The organism is Mycobacterium sp. IDUB_9 (assembly GCF_055419505.1).
Genome location: NZ_JBVAXU010000003.1, coordinates 346,233 through 362,718 on the forward strand (window position 1 = coordinate 346,233; position 16,486 = coordinate 362,718).

The following is a 16,486-nucleotide window of genomic DNA, read 5'->3' on the forward strand; positions in this document are numbered from 1 at the left end:
TCAGTTCGTCAGCACCGCAAAGGGTACGTGCTTGTCCTGGGTGCTCTGCGGTCAGTCTTTTTTGAGGCTGTCGGTGTCGGAGACACCGGTGCTCTCGGTCAATTCGGTCGCCGCTGTCGAGACGTCGGGATCGGCGTCTTCGTCGACATCCGGCTCGATGCGGTCGCGCACGGCGAGCTTCATCCAGGTGGTGACGACGCCGGGAGCAATCTCCAGGTCGACGTTGTCGTCGGTGATACCGGTGATCGTGGCCAGCAGGCCCGAGGTGGTGTGCACCCGATCGCCGATCTGCAGCGATTCGTGCAGGTCGATGGTGGCCTGCATGGCCTTCTTCTGACGACGCGACGCGAAGAACATAAACGCGCCCATGACGATCAGCAGGGGCAGGAAAATGACGAGATCCATGTCAACTATGTCTTTCGTGTTGTGTCATATGTCAGGGCGACCGAGGCCACGATACCGCCGACGACCCGGGCGACCCCATTCGCCGCCGACAGGCGGGTGAGACGGCTACGCTCGAAACGCGTTCTTTCCGACGCCGCCCTTGCAGTAACCGGCAGTGCCGTTCCAGTTTTCAGGAGGCAGTGTTGAGCCATCCCGAGCAGAGCCGCCATCTGGCCACCGCGATTCCGGGCCCGAAATCCGAGGCGTTGATCGGCCGGAAAAAGGCCGCCGTCGCCCGGGGCGTCGGCACGACCATGCCGGTGTACGCCGCCCGCGCCGGGGGCGGCATCGTCGAGGACGTCGACGGCAACAGGCTCATCGACCTGGGCTCGGGCATCGCCGTCACCACCATCGGCAATTCGTCGCCGCGCGTGGTCGAGGCGGTGGCCGCGCAGGCCGGCGAGTTCACCCACACGTGCTTCATGGTGACGCCGTACGAGCAGTACGTCGCGGTCTGCGAGCATCTCAACCGGCTCACGCCGGTGCGCGGCGAGACGCGGTCGGCCTTGTTCAATTCGGGTTCCGAGGCCGTGGAGAACGCGGTCAAGATCGCCCGGTCCTACACCCACAAGACCGCCGTCGTCGCGTTCGACCACGCCTATCACGGGCGCACCAACCTCACGATGGCGCTGACCGCCAAGGCCATGCCGTACAAGCACGGCTTCGGCCCGTTCGCGCCCGAGATCTACCGGGCGCCGTTGTCCTACCCGTATCGCGACGCCGAGTTCGGCAAGGAGTTGGCCACCGACGGCGCTCTGGCGGCCGAGCGGGCCATCGATGTGATGGACAAACAGATCGGCGCGGACAACCTGGCCGCGGTCATCATCGAACCCATCCAGGGCGAGGGCGGGTTCATCGTCCCGGCCGACGGGTTCCTGCCCGCGCTGTTGGGATGGTGCCGCGACAACAACGTGGTGTTCATCGCGGACGAGGTGCAGACCGGGTTTGCCCGGACCGGCGCCATGTTCGCCTGCGAGCACGAGGGCATCGATCCCGATCTCATCGTCACCGCAAAGGGAATCGCCGACGGCCTGCCGTTGTCGGCGGTGACCGGTCGTGCCGAGATCATGGACTCGCCGCACGTCTCCGGGTTGGGCGGCACCTACGGCGGCAACCCCGTCGCGTGTGCCGCGGCGCTGGCCACCATCGAGACCATCGAGACCGACGGCCTGGTCCAGCGGGCAGCCCATATCGAGGTGCTGATGAAGGACCGGCTGGGCCGGTTGCAGGCCGAGGACGATCGGATCGGCGACGTGCGCGGCCGGGGCGCGATGATCGCCGTCGAACTGGTCAAGTCCGGCACCACGGCGCCCGACCCGGAGCTGACCAAGGCACTGTGCGCCGGTGCCCATGCGGCTGGGGTGATCGTGCTGTCCTGCGGTACCTACGGCAACGTGCTGCGCTTCCTGCCGCCGCTGACCATCAGCGACCAGCTGCTCGTCGAGGGGCTCGACGTGCTCGAACTGATCCTGCGCGACCTCTGACGCGTCAATGCGCGTGTGTGTGACGCCGGCCGAACATGCCGCCCCAGGGCCGGCGTTCATGCGCGTCCACCACTTCGGTCGGCTGAGCGTCGGCGACCGCTTCGGGCTCGGCTGACGCAGACGATGCGACGGGCCGTTGCAGGTACTCGACGTCACGCACGCTGCGGACCGACAGCCGGCCCACCGCGACGGCTCCGAGGAACACGATCAACGCGCCCAGTCCCGAGAAGTAGGCCAGCTCGAGGCTGACGCGCTTGGCGTCGGTGACGGCTATCGGCATCCCGGCGTCGCCGATGCCCAGCGGTCCGGCCAGCGCACGGCCCACCACGAACCAGGCTCCGCCCGCCACCGCCAGCCACCCACCGAATACCGCCGTGGCACGGTTCCCCGAACCCAGCAGCAGTAGGCCGCCCAACGCCGTCGCCGCGCCCGGAAGCACCTCCAACCAACCACGCGCGGACGTCCAGAACCAGCTCTGATCCGGCGTGAACGCAAAGTCGAAGTACGGCCCGACGAACGGGATCAGCGCACCCCAGATTCCCAGTAGCACCAGCAAGAACCCACTGGCCGCTCCGCGGCTGCGGGGCATGCGCAGCCGACTGCCCCGGCTATCGAATTCGGTCATGATGCCTCCTTTGACACACCGGTGGGTACCCCAAACCGAGCGGGAGTAACGCTCCTAACCTGAGGAGATGCGTCTCGTCGACGGTGCTCTGCGCGACACATTGGCCGACGCCTGGGAACGGTGGTCGCAGCGGTGCACCGAACTCACCGCGTCTCAGTGGCGCACCGCTACCCGGTGTGAGGCCTGGGATGTGCAGGCTCTGGTCGCTCATGTGTGCCCGGAGGCCGCCACATTCGACTCCCTGGCAAGTGCTCGGGTAGACGGGCCGGCGGCAGTGACGGACGCGGCCGAGTTGCTGCGCATCTTCAACCAACCCGACGGTGTCGCCAATACGACGGCGGACCGGATCGCCGAACAGGCCGCGGCACAGGCTCCGACCCTGACCTCGGCAGCAGCGGCGGCGCGATTCGCCGAAGCGGCCGAGCGGATGCGTCGCATGCCCGAGATGGACCGCGCCGGCGAGATCGTGATCCGCTACCCGGTCGTCGGCAGCGCCACGTTCGCGGTGGTGGCCGAAGTCGCGCTGGCGGAAGCCACCGTGCATCTGCTGGACCTGGCCGATGCCGTCGGCGGCATCGCGCCATCGGCGCTCGCCGTGGCTGCGACGCGCGACCTTCTGATCGCAGTGCCCGATCCCACCGCGGCGGTGGAGGTCCTCGCCGGGCGAACCACTCCACGATCGGCGATTCCAGCAATCCGATGACGCGACCCGCTGGGCCCTACCGCAGGCCGTTGGGCCGTACGACGGAACGATGAAACTCACAGCACATTGACAGCTGAGAAGCTGGTTTTCCGGAAATAAGTTTAGCTTCACTAACGTAGTAGTTCGGTAGCGCAACGTCGCGCCGGTGATAATTTCCGCTATCTGTAAAGAGGGTTTTTGATGTCGTTTGACACTCGCGATGAACAACTGGCGATCCGTATCGCCGATCTGACCGCCACCGATCCGCAGTTCGCCGCCGCGATACCCAGCGACACCGTCACCGCCGCCGTCGACGCCCCCGGCCTCTTGTTACCCGAGATCGTCGAGACCCTCCTGCAGGGATACGCCGACCGGCCGGCCCTCGGGGAACGCGCCCAAGAATTCGTCACCGACCCGGCAACCGGTCGGACCACGGCCCGCCTGCTCCCCCGATTCGACACCATCAGCTATGGCCAGCTCGCCGACCGCGTCCGCGCCGTCGCCGCGGCCCTGCACGCCTCGGGTGTGGCGGCCGGCGACCGGGTGGCCATCCTGGGATTCACCAGCGCCGACTACACCGTGATCGATACTGCACTGGGCCAGATCGGTGCGGTGTCGGTCCCGTTGCAGACCAGCTCTTCGCCCGAGGCGCTGGTGCCCATCGTGACCGAAACCGAGCCGCGGGTGATCGCCGCAAGTGTCGACCACCTCGCCGATGCCGTCGAGCTGGCGCTCACCGCCCACGCTCCGGCCCGCGTGGTCGCCTTCGACCACCATGCGCAGATCGACGACCATCGCGATGCCGTGGCATCAGCTGCCCAGCGACTGGCCGGGGCCGGCGTCGCGGTCGAGACCCTGGCCGACCTGCTGGCCCGCGGCAGCGAGCTGCCCACGCCTCCGGCCCCCGAACATGACGGCACCGATCCGCTCGCGTTGCTGATCTACACCTCCGGCAGCACCGGCGCACCCAAGGGCGCGATGTACCTGCAGAGCGCGGTCGCCAAGTTCTGGCGCCGCAACAGCAAGGCCTGGCTCGCACCGACCAGTTCGGCGATCAACCTGAGCTTCATGCCGATGAGCCATGTCATGGGCCGGGGCATCCTGTACGCCTCACTGGCCGCGGGCGGCACCTGCTACTTCGCTGCCCGCAGCGATCTGTCGACGCTTCTGGAAGACCTCGCCCTGGTGCGGCCCACCGAGCTGAACTTCGTCCCCCGGGTGTGGGAGATGATCCACAGCGAGTACCAGAGCCGGGTCGATCAGCGCCTGGCCGAAGGAGGCCAGGACCATGACGCGGTCGAGGCCGAGGTGCTGGCCGAGGTGCGCGACGGGGTTCTCGGCGGACGGTTCGTCGCGGCGATGACCGGATCGGCACCCATCTCGGCCGAGCTGAAGACCTGGACCCAGGACATGCTGGGCATTCACCTGCTCGAGGGTTATGGCTCCACCGAGGCCGGAATGGCGTTGTTCGACGGTGTCGTCCAGCATCCGCCGGTGATCGACTACAAGCTCGTCGACGTCCCTGATCTCGGGTACTTCGGCACCGACCAGCCGCACCCGCGCGGAGAGCTGCTGATCAAGACCGAGAATCTGTTCCCCGGCTACTACAAGCGTCCCGAGGTCACCGCGTCGGTGTTCGACGAGGACGGCTACTACCGGACCGGCGACGTCGTCGCAGAGATCGGCCCGGATCAACTTCGCTACGTCGACCGGCGCAACAATGTGCTCAAGCTCGCCCAGGGCGAGTTCGTCACGCTGGCCAAGCTGGAAGCAGTCTTCGGCAACAGCCCTCTGGTGCAACAGATCTACGTCTACGGCAACAGCGCGCAGCCGTACCTGCTGGCCGTGGTGGTGCCTACCGACGCAAGCATCTCAAAAGAAGCGATCAGCGAATCCCTGCAAGAGGTCGCCAGAGATGCCGGTCTGCAAAGCTACGAAACTCCTCGTGACTTTCTTGTAGAGACCACACCGTTCAGCCTGGAGAACGGCCTGCTGACCGGCATCCGCAAGCTGGCGTGGCCGAAGTTGAAGGCACACTACGGGGATCGGCTGGAGCAGCTGTACACCGATCTGGCCGAGACTCAGGCCGCTGAGCTCAAGGCGCTGCGCTCCTCGAGTGCCGACACTCCCGTCCTGGAGACCGTGAGCCGGGCTGCCGGCGCCCTCCTGGGTGCCGCGGCGTCCGATCTCGCCCCCGACGCCCACTTCACCGACCTGGGTGGAGATTCCTTGTCGGCGTTGACCTTCGGAAACCTGCTGCGCGAGATCTTCGACGTGGACGTGCCCGTCGGCGTGATCGTCAGCCCGGCCACCGATCTGGCCGGCATCGCCGGCTACATCGAAACGCAGCGCAGCGGATCGAAGCGTCCCACCTTCGCATCGGTGCACGGCAGGCACGCTGCCGAGGTCGGTGCTGCCGACCTGTCGTTGGACAAGTTCCTCGACGCCGACACCCTGGCCGCCGCACCGTCGCTGCCCAAGGCTCCGGCCGAGGTCCGCACCGTGCTGCTGACCGGCGCCACCGGCTTCCTGGGCCGCTATCTGGCCCTGGAATGGCTGGAGCGCATGGACCTCGTCGACGGGAAGGTCATCGCCCTCGTGCGTGCCAAGTCCGACGAGGAGGCCCGGGCCCGGCTCGACGCCACCTTCGACAGCGGTGACGCGAAACTGCTTGCCCACTACCAGGATCTGGCCGCCGACCACCTCGAAGTGATCGCCGGCGACAAGGGCGAGGAGAACCTCGGCCTTGATCAGCAGACCTGGCAGCGACTGGCCGACGAGGTCGATTTGATCGTCGACCCCGCTGCCCTGGTCAACCACGTGCTGCCCTACAGCGAGCTGTTCGGGCCCAACGCCCTGGGCACGGCCGAGCTGATCAAGATCGCGCTCACCACGAAGATCAAGCCGTACACCTATGTGTCGACCATCGGCGTGGGAGATCAGATCGAACCCGGGAAGTTCGTCGAGAAGGTGGACGTCCGGGAGATGAGTCCCATCCGCAAGATCAACGACGGCTATGCCAACGGCTACGGCAACAGCAAGTGGGCCGGTGAGGTCCTGCTGCGCGAGGCCAACGATCTCTGCGGGCTGCCGGTGGCGGTGTTCCGCTGCGACATGATCCTCGCGGACACCAGCTACTCGGGCCAGCTGAACCTGCCCGACATGTTCACCCGGATGATGTTCAGCCTGGTGGCCAGTGGTATCGCGCCCGGCTCGTTCTACGAACTGGACTCCGAAGGCAACCGCCAGCGCTCGCACTACGACGGGCTGCCGGTGGAGTTCATCGCCGAGTCGATCTCGACGCTGGGCGGGCAATCGGTGGAGAGCTTCGAGACGTACCACGTGATGAACCCCTACGACGATGGCCTCGGCATGGACGAGTTCGTCGACTGGTTGATCGAGGCCGGCTATGCAATCGAGCGCATCGCCGACTACGGCCAGTGGATCCAGCGGTTCGAGAGCACCCTGCGGGCGTTGCCGGACAAGCAGCGCCAGGCCTCCCTGCTGCCGCTGCTGCACAACTACCAGAAGCCCGAAAGGCCGATGCTGGGCGCGCTGGCCCCGACGGACCACTTCCGGGCCGCGGTGCAGGAAGCCAAGATCGGGCCCGACAAGGACATCCCGCACGTCAGCCCGGCGATCGTCGTCAAGTACATCACCGACCTGCAGCAGCTCGGGTTGCTCTAAGTCCCCCGTGAGGTCCCCCGTGCGCCCGTCCCACATCGGAGTGGGACGGGCGCACGTCGGGCGTGACGAATCTCGCAGCCGCGGGACTGGCATCTCGAAATATAATTAGTTTTACTAACGTAGTAATTAGTAGGCGCGGCAAACGCGCCGACCGATTTATTTTGATTGCTCAGGGGACCGATATGACCACCGAAACACGCGAGGACCGGCTCGGACGCCGGATCGCCAAGCTCTACGAATCCGATACCCAATTCGCCGGCGCGCGCCCCAGCGACGCCGTCAACACCGCCGTCGCCCAGCCCGACCTGCGACTGCCCGCCGTCGTCAAGGGTGTGTTCGCCGGCTACGCCGACCGCCCCGCGCTCGGACAGCGCGCCGTCGAATTCGTCACCGACGCCGATGGCCGCACGTCGGCCGCGCTGCTCCCCCGTTTTGACACCATCACGTACCGGCAGCTGGGCGACCGCGTCCAGGCGGTGACCAACGCCTGGCACAACCATCCGGTGAAGCCCGGCGACCGCGTCGCCATCCTCGGGTTCACCAGCGTGGACTACACCACCGTCGACACCGCCCTCATCGAGCTGGGCGCCGTGTCGGTTCCGCTGCAGACCAGCGCCCCGCTCACCACGCTGCGTCCCATCGTCACCGAAACAGAACCGACCGTGATCGCGGCAAGCATCGACTTCCTCAGCGACGCAGTGGAATTGGTCCGCTCCGGACCCGCGCCTCAGCGCCTGGTGGTGTTCGATTACCGGCCCCAGGTGGACGCTCAGCGTGAGACCTTCGAAGCGGCCAAGGCCGCCCTGGCGGATAGCGGCGTGGTCGTCGAACCGCTGGCCGACGTCCTCGACCGCGGACGGTCGCTGGCCGATGCCCCGCTCTACACCCCGGGCCTGGCCGACCCGCTGACCATGCTGATCTACACCTCCGGCAGCACCGGCACCCCCAAGGGCGCGATGTACCCGGAGAGCAAGGTCGCCAACATGTGGCAGCTCGCGTCGAAGGCCACGTGGGACGAGAACCAGGCTGCGCTGCCCGCGATCACCCTCAACTTCATGCCGATGAGCCACGTCATGGGCCGCGGCATCCTGATCGGCACGCTGAGTTCGGGCGGCACCGCATACTTCGCCGCACGCAGCGATCTGTCGACCTTCCTGGACGATCTCGCCCTGGTCCGGCCCACCCAGCTCAGCTTCGTGCCGCGGATCTGGGACATGCTGTTCCAGGAGTACCAGAGCCGTGTCGACCGTGCCGGAGCAGGATCCGAGGACGCAGTCCTCGCCGAGGTACGCAACGACCTGCTGGGCGGACGGTTCGTCTCCGCGATGACCGGTTCTGCACCGATCTCTGCCGAGATGAAGACCTGGGTGGAGCGCCTGCTCGACATGCACCTGCTGGAGGGATACGGCTCGACCGAGGCCGGTTCCGTCTTCGTCGACGGCCATATCCAGCGTCCGCCGGTGATCGACTACAAGCTGGTCGACGTCCCGGACCTGGGGTACTTCCGTACCGACCGGCCGCACCCGCGTGGTGAGCTGCTGGTGAAGTCCGAGCAGATGTTCCCCGGGTACTACAAGCGCCCGGAGATCACCGCCGAGATGTTCGACGAGGACGGGTATTACCGCACCGGTGACATCGTCGCCGAGCTCGGCCCGGACCACGTCGAATACCTCGATCGGCGCAACAACGTGCTCAAGCTTTCGCAGGGCGAGTTCGTCACCGTGTCCAAGCTGGAGGCAGTGTTCGGCGACAGCCCGCTGGTGCGGCAGATCTTCGTCTACGGCAACAGCGCCCGTTCGTATCTGTTGGCCGTGGTGGTGCCCACCGATCCGTCCGCGTCGAAGCAGGCGATCAACGATTCACTCCAGGACGCGGCGCGTATCGCCGGCCTGCAGTCCTACGAGATCCCGCGGGATTTCGTCGTGGAGACAACACCGTTCAGCCTGGAGAACGGCCTGCTGACCGGCATCCGCAAGCTGGCGCGGCCCAACCTGAAGGCCCACTACGGCGAGCAGTTGGAACAGCTCTACGCCGAGCTGGCCGACGGCCAGGCCCACGAGCTGAGTGAACTGCGGCGCAACGGCGCGCAGGCTCCGGTTCTGGACACCGTCGGCCGTGCCGCCACCGCCCTGCTGGGCGCCGCGAGCTCCGATGTCGGACCGGATGCGCATTTCACCGATCTTGGCGGAGACTCGTTGTCGGCGTTGACCTTCGGAAACCTGCTGCAGGAGATCTTCGACGTCGAGGTTCCCGTGTCGGCCATCGTCAGCCCGGCGTCGGATCTGCGGACCATCGCCGAGTACATCGAGGCTCAGCGCTCCGGTACCAATGTGCGGCCGACCTTCACCTCGGTGCACGGTCGCAACGCGACCGAAGTCCACGCGTCCGATCTGACGCTGGACAAGTTCATCGACGCCGCAACGTTGGCCGCCGCACCGAGCCTGCCGGGCCCAGCCAGTGAGATCCGCACCGTATTGCTCACCGGCGCAACCGGTTTCCTGGGGCGTTACCTGGCCCTCGAGTGGCTCGAGCGCATGGACCTGGTCGACGGCAAGGTGATCTGCCTGGTCCGCGCGAAGTCGGACGAGGAAGCGCGGGTCCGCCTCGACGCCACGTTCGACAGCGGCGACGCGAAACTGCTTGCCCACTACCGCGAACTCGCCGCCGACCACCTCGAAGTGTTGGCCGGCGACAAGGGTGAAGCCGATCTCGGACTCGAGCCCGAGACCTGGCAGCGCCTTGCCGACACCGTCGATTTCATCGTCGACCCGGCCGCCCTGGTCAACCACGTGCTGCCCTACAGCGAACTGTTCGGTCCCAACGCACTCGGTACTGCCGAGCTCATCCGCATCGCACTCACCACGCGGATCAAGCCGTTCGCCTACGTGTCGACAATCGGCGTGGGTGGGGGCATCGAGCCCGGAAAGTTCGTCGAGGATGCCGATATCCGCGAAATCAGCGCGACCCGTCGCGTGGACGACAGCTACGCCAACGGCTACGGCAACAGCAAGTGGGCCGGCGAGGTCCTGTTGCGCGAGGCCCACGACCTCGCCGGTCTGCCGGTGACGGTGTTCCGCTGCGACATGATCCTGGCCGACACCACCTATGCCGGACAGCTGAACCTGCCGGACATGTTCACCCGCATGATGTTCAGCCTCGTCGCCACCGGTGTCGCGCCGCGCTCGTTCAACCAGCTCGACGCGGACGGCAACCGCCAGCGTTCGCACTACGACGGCCTGCCCGTCGAGTTCATCGCCGAGGCCATCTCCACCCTGGGCTCCCATGTTCAGGACGGCTTCGAGACGTACCACGTGATGAACCCGCACGATGACGGCCTCGGCATGGACGAGTTCGTCGACTGGCTCATCGAGGCCGGTTACCCGATCCAGCGCGTCGCGGATTACCAAGGGTGGCTGTCCCGCTTCGAGACCACGCTGCGGTCCCTGCCGGACCGGCAACGGCAGGCCTCACTGCTGCCGCTGCTGCACAACTACCAGCAGCCCGGTGTGCCGGTGAACGGTGCGATGGCACCGACCGACGTGTTCCGCACCGCGGTGCAGGACTCGAAGATCGGTCCGGACAAGGACATTCCACATGTCACCCCGGAGATCATCGTCAAGTACATCAGTGATCTGAAACTGCTCGGATTGCTGTAACAGACTTCCCCACAAGGGAAGATCCCCTGAGCGGCCGCGGTCCCCACCAGGACCGCGGCCAATCAGTATGTGCGTGTCGCCCCCCTGATATAAACTCGAACACATGTTCGAAACATTCTCGTATGTCGACCCCGCTGCCGGTGAGGCCGAGCTGCGGGATCGCATCACCGAACTCGAACGCCTCAAATCGGCCGCCGCAGCCGGCCAGGCGCGCGCCACCGCCGCTCTGGATATCGCCCGCCGCGCCGCAGAATCTGCGGCCGGGGTACCCATCGCCCGACGGGGCCGCGGGCTGAGTTCCGAGATCGGGCTGGCCCGCCAAGAATCCCCGACCCGTGGTCACCAATACCTCACCGACGCCCGCATTCTGGTCCACGACCTGCCGTGCACCCTGGCAGCCCTGGAGCGTGGGGTGCTCACCGAGTGGCGAGCCGGATTGATCGCTCGGGAAGCCGCTTGCCTCTCCCCCGCCGACCGGCACCGCCTCGACGAACAACTCTGCGCCGACCCCACGACGCTGATCGGCCTTGGCGACAAACGCATCAGGGGCGACGCCAAAACCATTGCCTATCAACTTGATCCACAAGCCGTCATCGACCGGGCCACCCGTGCTCCAGAAGACCGCACCGTCACCTTCCGGCCCACCGCCGACAACATGGCCATCATGACCGCCCTGCTACCTGCCGCCGAGGCGGCGACTGTCCACGGCTCGCTCAACGATGCCGCCGACCGTTGCACCGACGGTCGCAGCCGTGGCCAGGCCATGGCCGATACGTTGGTAGCACGCACCACAGGACGCGACACCACAACGCCAGTTCCTGTCTCGGCCAACCTCGTGCTCTCCGACGAGACCCTGTTCGCCGGGTCAGCCCAACCCGCGCGGCTGGAGGGCTACGGACCCATTCCCGCCTCCATGGCGCGCCGACTGATCAGAGACGCCGTCGCCAACGACGATTCCTGGGCCACCTTGCGGCGGCTGTACGCCGCCCCCGACACGGGAGCCTTGGTCGCCATGGAATCCCGCACGACGCTTTCCGAAGCGCCTCGCCCAATTCATCGCATTGCGCGACGACATCTGCCGGACCCCGTACTGCAATGCCCCGATAAGACACATCGACCACGTCACCCCGCATCACCGCCATGGGCCGACCAGCGCTGCCAACGGCGAAGGATTGTGTGAGCGTTGCAACTACGTCAAAGAAGCACCCGGCTGGCGCGTCGTGGCCGCCGTCGACGAGTTCGGCCGCCACTGCACCGAACACATCACCCCCACCGGCGCCGTCTACCGCTCGACCGCGCCGCCACTGCCCGGGGGGATCCGAAGACTCACCCGCGAAATCCACGTGGTGATCAACAGGGGCGCCGCTTAGATCAGCAACGCCGCGACCAGCAGCACAACCGCGATCAGCGGGAAAACGCCCTGGGTGATCGCTGCCCGCGCCTTGTCCGGCGAGGTGATCAGCAGCACCGCCGCAGCGGCCAGCATCGACCCCACCCCGGCGAACACCAGAGCAGCCCCAACCCCGTTGTGCCCCAGGCTCATCGCGACGATGCCCACCACGGTGACGATCGCCAGGAACAGGTTGTAGAAGCCCTGGTTGAACGCCAGCTCTTTGGTTGCCTGAGCCTCCTCCGCACTGATCCCGAAGGTGGCGCGGGTGCGTGGTGAAGTCCAGGTGAGCGACTCCATCACAAAGATATAGACATGCAGAGCCGCCGCGAGTGCGGCAAACACCAAACCGGCGATGACCATGTGGTCTATTCAAACAGCCCGGTCTGTCCAAGTCCGGTAATCGGCGGTTGCATGCCAAGATGCGTCCATGCCAGCGGCGTGGCCACCCGGCCTCGTGGGGTGCGGGCCACCATGCCCGCGCGCACCAGGAAAGGTTCGCAGACTTCCTCGACGGTGGTGGCTTCCTCGCCCACGGCCACTGCCAGCGTCGACACCCCGACCGGACCGCCACCGAAACTGCGGGTGAGCGCCGACAGCACGGCACGGTCGAGGCGATCCAGCCCGAGCTCGTCGACGTCGTAGACCTCCAGCGCGGCCTTGGCGATATCGCACGTGATCACCCCATCGGCGCGGACCTCGGCGTAGTCGCGAACCCGGCGCAGCAGCCGGTTGGCGATGCGGGGCGTGCCACGGGAGCGCCGGGCGATCTCAGTACCGGCCTCACTGCCCAAGTCGATTCCGAGGATGCCGGCCGACCGGGCCAGCACCCGCTCGAGTTCGACAGGTTCATAGAAGTCCATATGCGCGGTGAATCCGAACCGGTCCCGCAGTGGGCCGGTCAGCGCGCCGGACCGCGTGGTCGCCCCCACCAAGGTGAAGGGTGCGACCTCGAGCGGGATCGACGTGGCGCCAGGGCCTTTGCCGACCACCACGTCGACACGGAAATCCTCCATCGCCAGGTACAGCATCTCCTCGGCCGGCCGAGCGATGCGGTGGATCTCGTCGATGAACAGCACGTCGTGTTCGACGAGGTTGGACAGCATCGCGGCCAGGTCCCCCGCCCGTTCCAGGGCAGGCCCCGAGGTGAGCCGCAGTGAGGAGCCGAGCTCAGCCGCGATGATCATCGCGAGCGATGTCTTGCCCAGCCCCGGTGGGCCGGACAGCAGGATGTGATCCGGTGTGCCACCGCGATTCTTGGCGCCTTCGAGCACCAGCGACAACTGCTCACGCACCCGCGGCTGACCGATGAACTCCCCCAGTGAGCGCGGGCGCAGGCTGGCGTCGACATCACCCTCACCGACCGTCAGGGCGGGTGAGACCTCCCGATCCTCGGGCTCGTCGGCGTCGTCGAAGCGACCCATTACTTCTTACCCAACATGGACAGCGCCGCCCGCAGTGCGGAAGCCGTCGTCGCCTCGGGATCGTTGGCCAGAACCTTGTCGGTGGCCTCCTCTGCCTGTTTGGCCGCAAAGCCAAGTCCGACAAGGGCTTCCACCACCGGTGCGCGTACTGCGTGACCGACGGACCCACCGATGGCCCCTGGGGTGACCGGCCCGATCTTGTCGCGCAGTTCGAGCACCATGCGTTCGGCTCCGCGTTTGCCGATGCCCGGAACCCGGGTCAAGGCCGTCACGTCACTGTCGGCCAGGGCCTGACGCAGGTGCTGCGGGTCGTAGACCGCCAGGGTCGCCAATGCGATCTTGGGGCCGACGCCGGATACCCCCAGCAGGGTGAGGAACAGGTCCCGGGCCTCGCCGTCGGCGAACCCGTAGAGCGTCATCGAATCCTCGCGGACGATCATCGCGGTGATCAGCCGTGATTCGGTGCCACGGCGCAGGTTGGCCAGAGTCGACGGGGTGGCCATCACCTTGTAGCCGACGCCGGCGGCCTCGATCACGGCATGGTCGAGGGCGATGTCGATGACCTCACCGCGAACCGACGCGATCATGCCCGCGCCGCCTTCGCGGTGGATTTCAGCTTGGCCTGATACTTGCGGCGCTGCTCGGCGGCCATGGCCTCGGCGGCTGCCATACGCTCGATCATGGGGGCCCGCCAACAGTGACAGATGGCGAGGGCCAGCGCGTCCGCGGCGTCCGCCGGGGTCGGCTTGGCCTGCAGCGCAAGGATTCTGGTGATCATCTCGGTGACCTGCGCCTTGTCGGCGCGGCCGTTGCCGGTGACCGCCGCCTTGACCTCTGAGGGGGTGTGAAAGTGCACCTCGATGTCGCGCCGGGCGGCGGCCAGTGCGATCACTCCGCCTGCCTGGGCGGTACCCATCACGGTCGAGACATTCTGTTGGGCGAAGACCCGCTCGATCGCGATCACGTCGGGCCGGTGGGTGTCCATCCAGTACTCGGCCACATCGCTGATCTCCAGCAACCGTTTCTGCAGCGGTGCGTCGGCCGGGGTGCGGACCACGTCCACATCCAGCGCCGTGACCTGCCGACCACGGCCGCTCTGGACCACCGACAAGCCGCAGCGCGTCAACCCGGGATCCACTCCCATCACCCGCACACGAACCCCTTCGTCAGAACATCTGTTCGAGAGCCTAGCGTGATCCGGCGACAGCCTGCGGCAGGGACACGCAGACATCCGTAGGGTCGAAACCATGCGCGTAGTGATAGCCGGCGGACACGGCAAGATCGCCCTCATCCTGGAACGCCTGCTCGCCGAGCGCGGCGACGAAGTGGCCGGGCTCATCCGCAACGCCGCCCAGGCGGCCGACCTCCAGGCTGCCGGCGCCACCGCCATCGTGCTCGACCTGGAGCAGGCGTCGATCTCCGAGGTAGCCGACGCGGTACGCGACGCCGATGCCGTTGTGTTCGCCGCCGGCGCCGGACCCGGCAGCGGGGCGGCCCGCAAGCAGACCGTGGACCGCGATGCCGCCATCCTGCTGGCGGACGCCGCCGAAGCCGCGGGTGTGGACCGCTACGTGATGGTGTCGGCGATCTCCGCCGACGACCGTTCACTGGACGACAACTACGACGACGTCTTCCGGGCCTATATCCGGGCCAAGTCCGAGGCCGACGCCGACGTGCGGGGCCGCGCCGGATTGCGGACCACCATCGTGCGCCCGGGCGGGCTCACCGATGATCCGGGTACCGGAAACGTGACGATCGCGGAGTCGACCGGCCGGGGAAGCATTCCGCGCGAGGACGTGGCACGCGTACTGCTCGCCGTGCTACACGAACCCGAGACTGCCGGACGGACCTTTGAGGTGATCTCGGGCGAGACGCCTATCGACGCAGCGCTGCACCCGACGCGATGAACGACGTGATCTGATCGATACGGGCCTTGGTCGCGCCCCAGCCGCGCACGGCTTCCTCACCGAGAGTCCTGTGGTCACGGCGAATCACGATGATCCACGGCGTGCCGAACAGCGAGCGGGCCAACACCCACAGCGGCAGCAGGAGCAGCAACAGCAGGAACTCCGCGGCCACCAGCAGCGCCAACACCAGCACAGGGATCAACAGCACCACAAGGGCGATGTTCAGCACGATGCTGATGATGTCGTCCCCATCGGTGAAGGATGCGTCGCCAAAACCCCAGTCGTCGGGCATCTTTCGGCGCGGCCGCCACGGCAACCAACGCCGGCGCACCGTCCACTTGACACCCTCAGAGTCGAGGACGCTCGCCACTACTCTTCGTCGAGCAGTGCGGCGACATCATCGGGGATGTCGATGTTGGTGTACACGTCTTGCACGTCGTCGCTGTCCTCCAGCGCATCCACGAGCTTGAACACCTTCCGGGCGCCCTCCAGGTCGACCGGCACGCTCACCGACGGCTGGAAGCTGGCCTCGGCCGAGTCGTAGTCGATGCCGGCATCCTGCAGCGCGGTGCGCACCGCGACCAGGTCAGTGGGCTCGGAGATGATCTCGAACGAGTCGCCGAGATCATTCACCTCTTCGGCGCCGGCCTCCAGGACGGCCATCAGCACGTCGTCCTCGGTCAGACCGTTCTTCTCCAGCGTCACCACGCCCTTGCGGGAGAACAGGTAGGCCACCGAGCCCGGGTCCGCCATGTTGCCGCCGTTGCGGGTCATCGCGACCCGCACCTCGCCGGCTGCCCGGTTGCGGTTGTCGGTCAGGCACTCGATGAGCACCGCGACACCGTTCGGTCCGTAGCCCTCGTAGGTGATGTTCTGCCAGTCGGCCCCGCCGGCCTCTTCACCACCGCCACGCTTGCGGGCGCGCTCGATGTTGTCGTTTGGCACCGAGCTCTTCTTGGCCTTCTGAATGGCGTCGTAGAGGGTCGGGTTACCAGCCGGGTCTCCCCCGCCGACACGCGCCGCGACCTCGATGTTCTTGATCAACTTGGCGAACATTTTGCCGCGCTTGGCGTCGACGACGGCCTTCTTGTGCTTGGTGGTGGCCCACTTGGAATGGCCGCTCATGCAGGTACGCCCCTCTTCCGGTTAAAACTCCGGCCCTCCAGTTTACGTGGCGGGCCCTCATG

General features: G+C 66.7%; 13 protein-coding genes and 1 pseudogene. 6 read left to right on the forward strand and 8 right to left on the reverse strand.

Going from position 1 to position 16,486, the window contains the following annotated elements:
• Positions 1 to 51: 51 nt before the first annotated feature.
• A complete protein-coding gene (gene yajC, locus ACZY08_RS16005; protein ID WP_463745682.1) occupies positions 52 to 405 on the reverse strand; it encodes a preprotein translocase subunit YajC in 354 nt (117 codons plus the stop codon).
• A 182-nt stretch (positions 406 to 587) separates the two neighbouring features.
• Between yajC and gabT the strand changes: the two genes are divergently transcribed.
• Positions 588 to 1,928, forward strand: a complete 1,341-nt coding sequence (gene gabT / locus ACZY08_RS16010) for a 4-aminobutyrate--2-oxoglutarate transaminase (protein WP_463745681.1) — start codon at positions 588 to 590, stop codon at positions 1,926 to 1,928.
• A 4-nt stretch (positions 1,929 to 1,932) separates the two neighbouring features.
• Here gabT and ACZY08_RS16015 read toward each other — a convergent pair whose 3' ends face one another.
• On the reverse strand, positions 1,933 to 2,553 hold the full coding sequence (locus ACZY08_RS16015; RefSeq protein ID WP_463745680.1) for a hypothetical protein: 621 nt from the start codon (positions 2,551 to 2,553) through the stop codon (positions 1,933 to 1,935).
• A 67-nt stretch (positions 2,554 to 2,620) separates the two neighbouring features.
• On the opposite strand from ACZY08_RS16015, the gene ACZY08_RS16020 reads away from it, so the two are divergent.
• The 4 genes and pseudogenes from ACZY08_RS16020 to ACZY08_RS16035 all read left to right on the forward strand — a co-directional run bounded on the left by ACZY08_RS16020 (position 2,621) and on the right by ACZY08_RS16035 (position 11,948).
• Entirely contained in the window at positions 2,621 to 3,256 is a 636-nt protein-coding gene (locus tag ACZY08_RS16020) for a maleylpyruvate isomerase N-terminal domain-containing protein (protein ID WP_463745679.1), read from the forward strand.
• A 180-nt stretch (positions 3,257 to 3,436) separates the two neighbouring features.
• Positions 3,437 to 6,922, forward strand: a complete 3,486-nt coding sequence (car, locus tag ACZY08_RS16025) for a carboxylic acid reductase (protein ID WP_463745678.1) — start codon at positions 3,437 to 3,439, stop codon at positions 6,920 to 6,922.
• A gap of 182 nt (positions 6,923 to 7,104) precedes the next feature.
• The gene (car, locus tag ACZY08_RS16030; protein ID WP_463745677.1) at positions 7,105 to 10,578 is read left to right on the forward strand and encodes a carboxylic acid reductase; all 3,474 of its coding nucleotides are present in this window, start codon (positions 7,105 to 7,107) and stop codon (positions 10,576 to 10,578) included.
• Between the two features lie 103 nt (positions 10,579 to 10,681).
• Positions 10,682 to 11,948: pseudogene (locus ACZY08_RS16035) on the forward strand (HNH endonuclease).
• On the opposite strand, the gene ACZY08_RS16040 reads toward ACZY08_RS16035, so the two are convergent.
• The 4 genes from ACZY08_RS16040 to ruvC are packed head-to-tail and all read right to left on the reverse strand — an operon-like array spanning position 11,945 to position 14,545.
• Positions 11,945 to 12,331, reverse strand: a complete 387-nt coding sequence (locus ACZY08_RS16040) for a DUF1304 domain-containing protein (RefSeq protein ID WP_463745676.1) — start codon at positions 12,329 to 12,331, stop codon at positions 11,945 to 11,947. The pseudogene ACZY08_RS16035 and the gene ACZY08_RS16040 overlap by 4 nt on opposite strands.
• Before the next feature lie 5 nt (positions 12,332 to 12,336).
• Positions 12,337 to 13,392 carry a Holliday junction branch migration DNA helicase RuvB gene (gene ruvB / locus ACZY08_RS16045; RefSeq protein ID WP_463745675.1) on the reverse strand — a complete coding sequence of 352 codons (1,056 nt, stop codon included), beginning with the start codon at positions 13,390 to 13,392 and terminating at the stop codon, positions 12,337 to 12,339.
• On the reverse strand, positions 13,392 to 13,979 hold the full coding sequence (ruvA, locus tag ACZY08_RS16050) for a Holliday junction branch migration protein RuvA (protein WP_463745674.1): 588 nt from the start codon (positions 13,977 to 13,979) through the stop codon (positions 13,392 to 13,394). The genes ruvB and ruvA overlap by 1 nt, the downstream gene beginning before the upstream one ends.
• Positions 13,976 to 14,545 carry a crossover junction endodeoxyribonuclease RuvC gene (ruvC, locus tag ACZY08_RS16055; RefSeq protein WP_463745673.1) on the reverse strand — a complete coding sequence of 190 codons (570 nt, stop codon included), beginning with the start codon at positions 14,543 to 14,545 and terminating at the stop codon, positions 13,976 to 13,978. Before ruvC ends, ruvA begins: the two co-directional genes overlap by 4 nt.
• A 94-nt stretch (positions 14,546 to 14,639) precedes the next feature.
• Here ruvC and ACZY08_RS16060 point away from each other — a divergent pair, with 94 nt between their 5' ends.
• Positions 14,640 to 15,299 (forward strand): NAD(P)H-binding protein, encoded by a 660-nt coding sequence (locus ACZY08_RS16060; protein WP_463745672.1) that lies wholly within the window; start codon positions 14,640 to 14,642, stop codon positions 15,297 to 15,299.
• Here ACZY08_RS16060 and ACZY08_RS16065 read toward each other — a convergent pair.
• A complete protein-coding gene (locus ACZY08_RS16065) occupies positions 15,268 to 15,669 on the reverse strand; it encodes a hypothetical protein (RefSeq protein WP_463745671.1) in 402 nt (133 codons plus the stop codon). The genes ACZY08_RS16060 and ACZY08_RS16065 overlap by 32 nt on opposite strands.
• Positions 15,669 to 16,424, reverse strand: a complete 756-nt coding sequence (locus tag ACZY08_RS16070) for a YebC/PmpR family DNA-binding transcriptional regulator (protein ID WP_463745670.1) — start codon at positions 16,422 to 16,424, stop codon at positions 15,669 to 15,671. The genes ACZY08_RS16065 and ACZY08_RS16070 overlap by 1 nt, the downstream gene beginning before the upstream one ends.
• Positions 16,425 to 16,486: the final 62 nt, after the last annotated feature.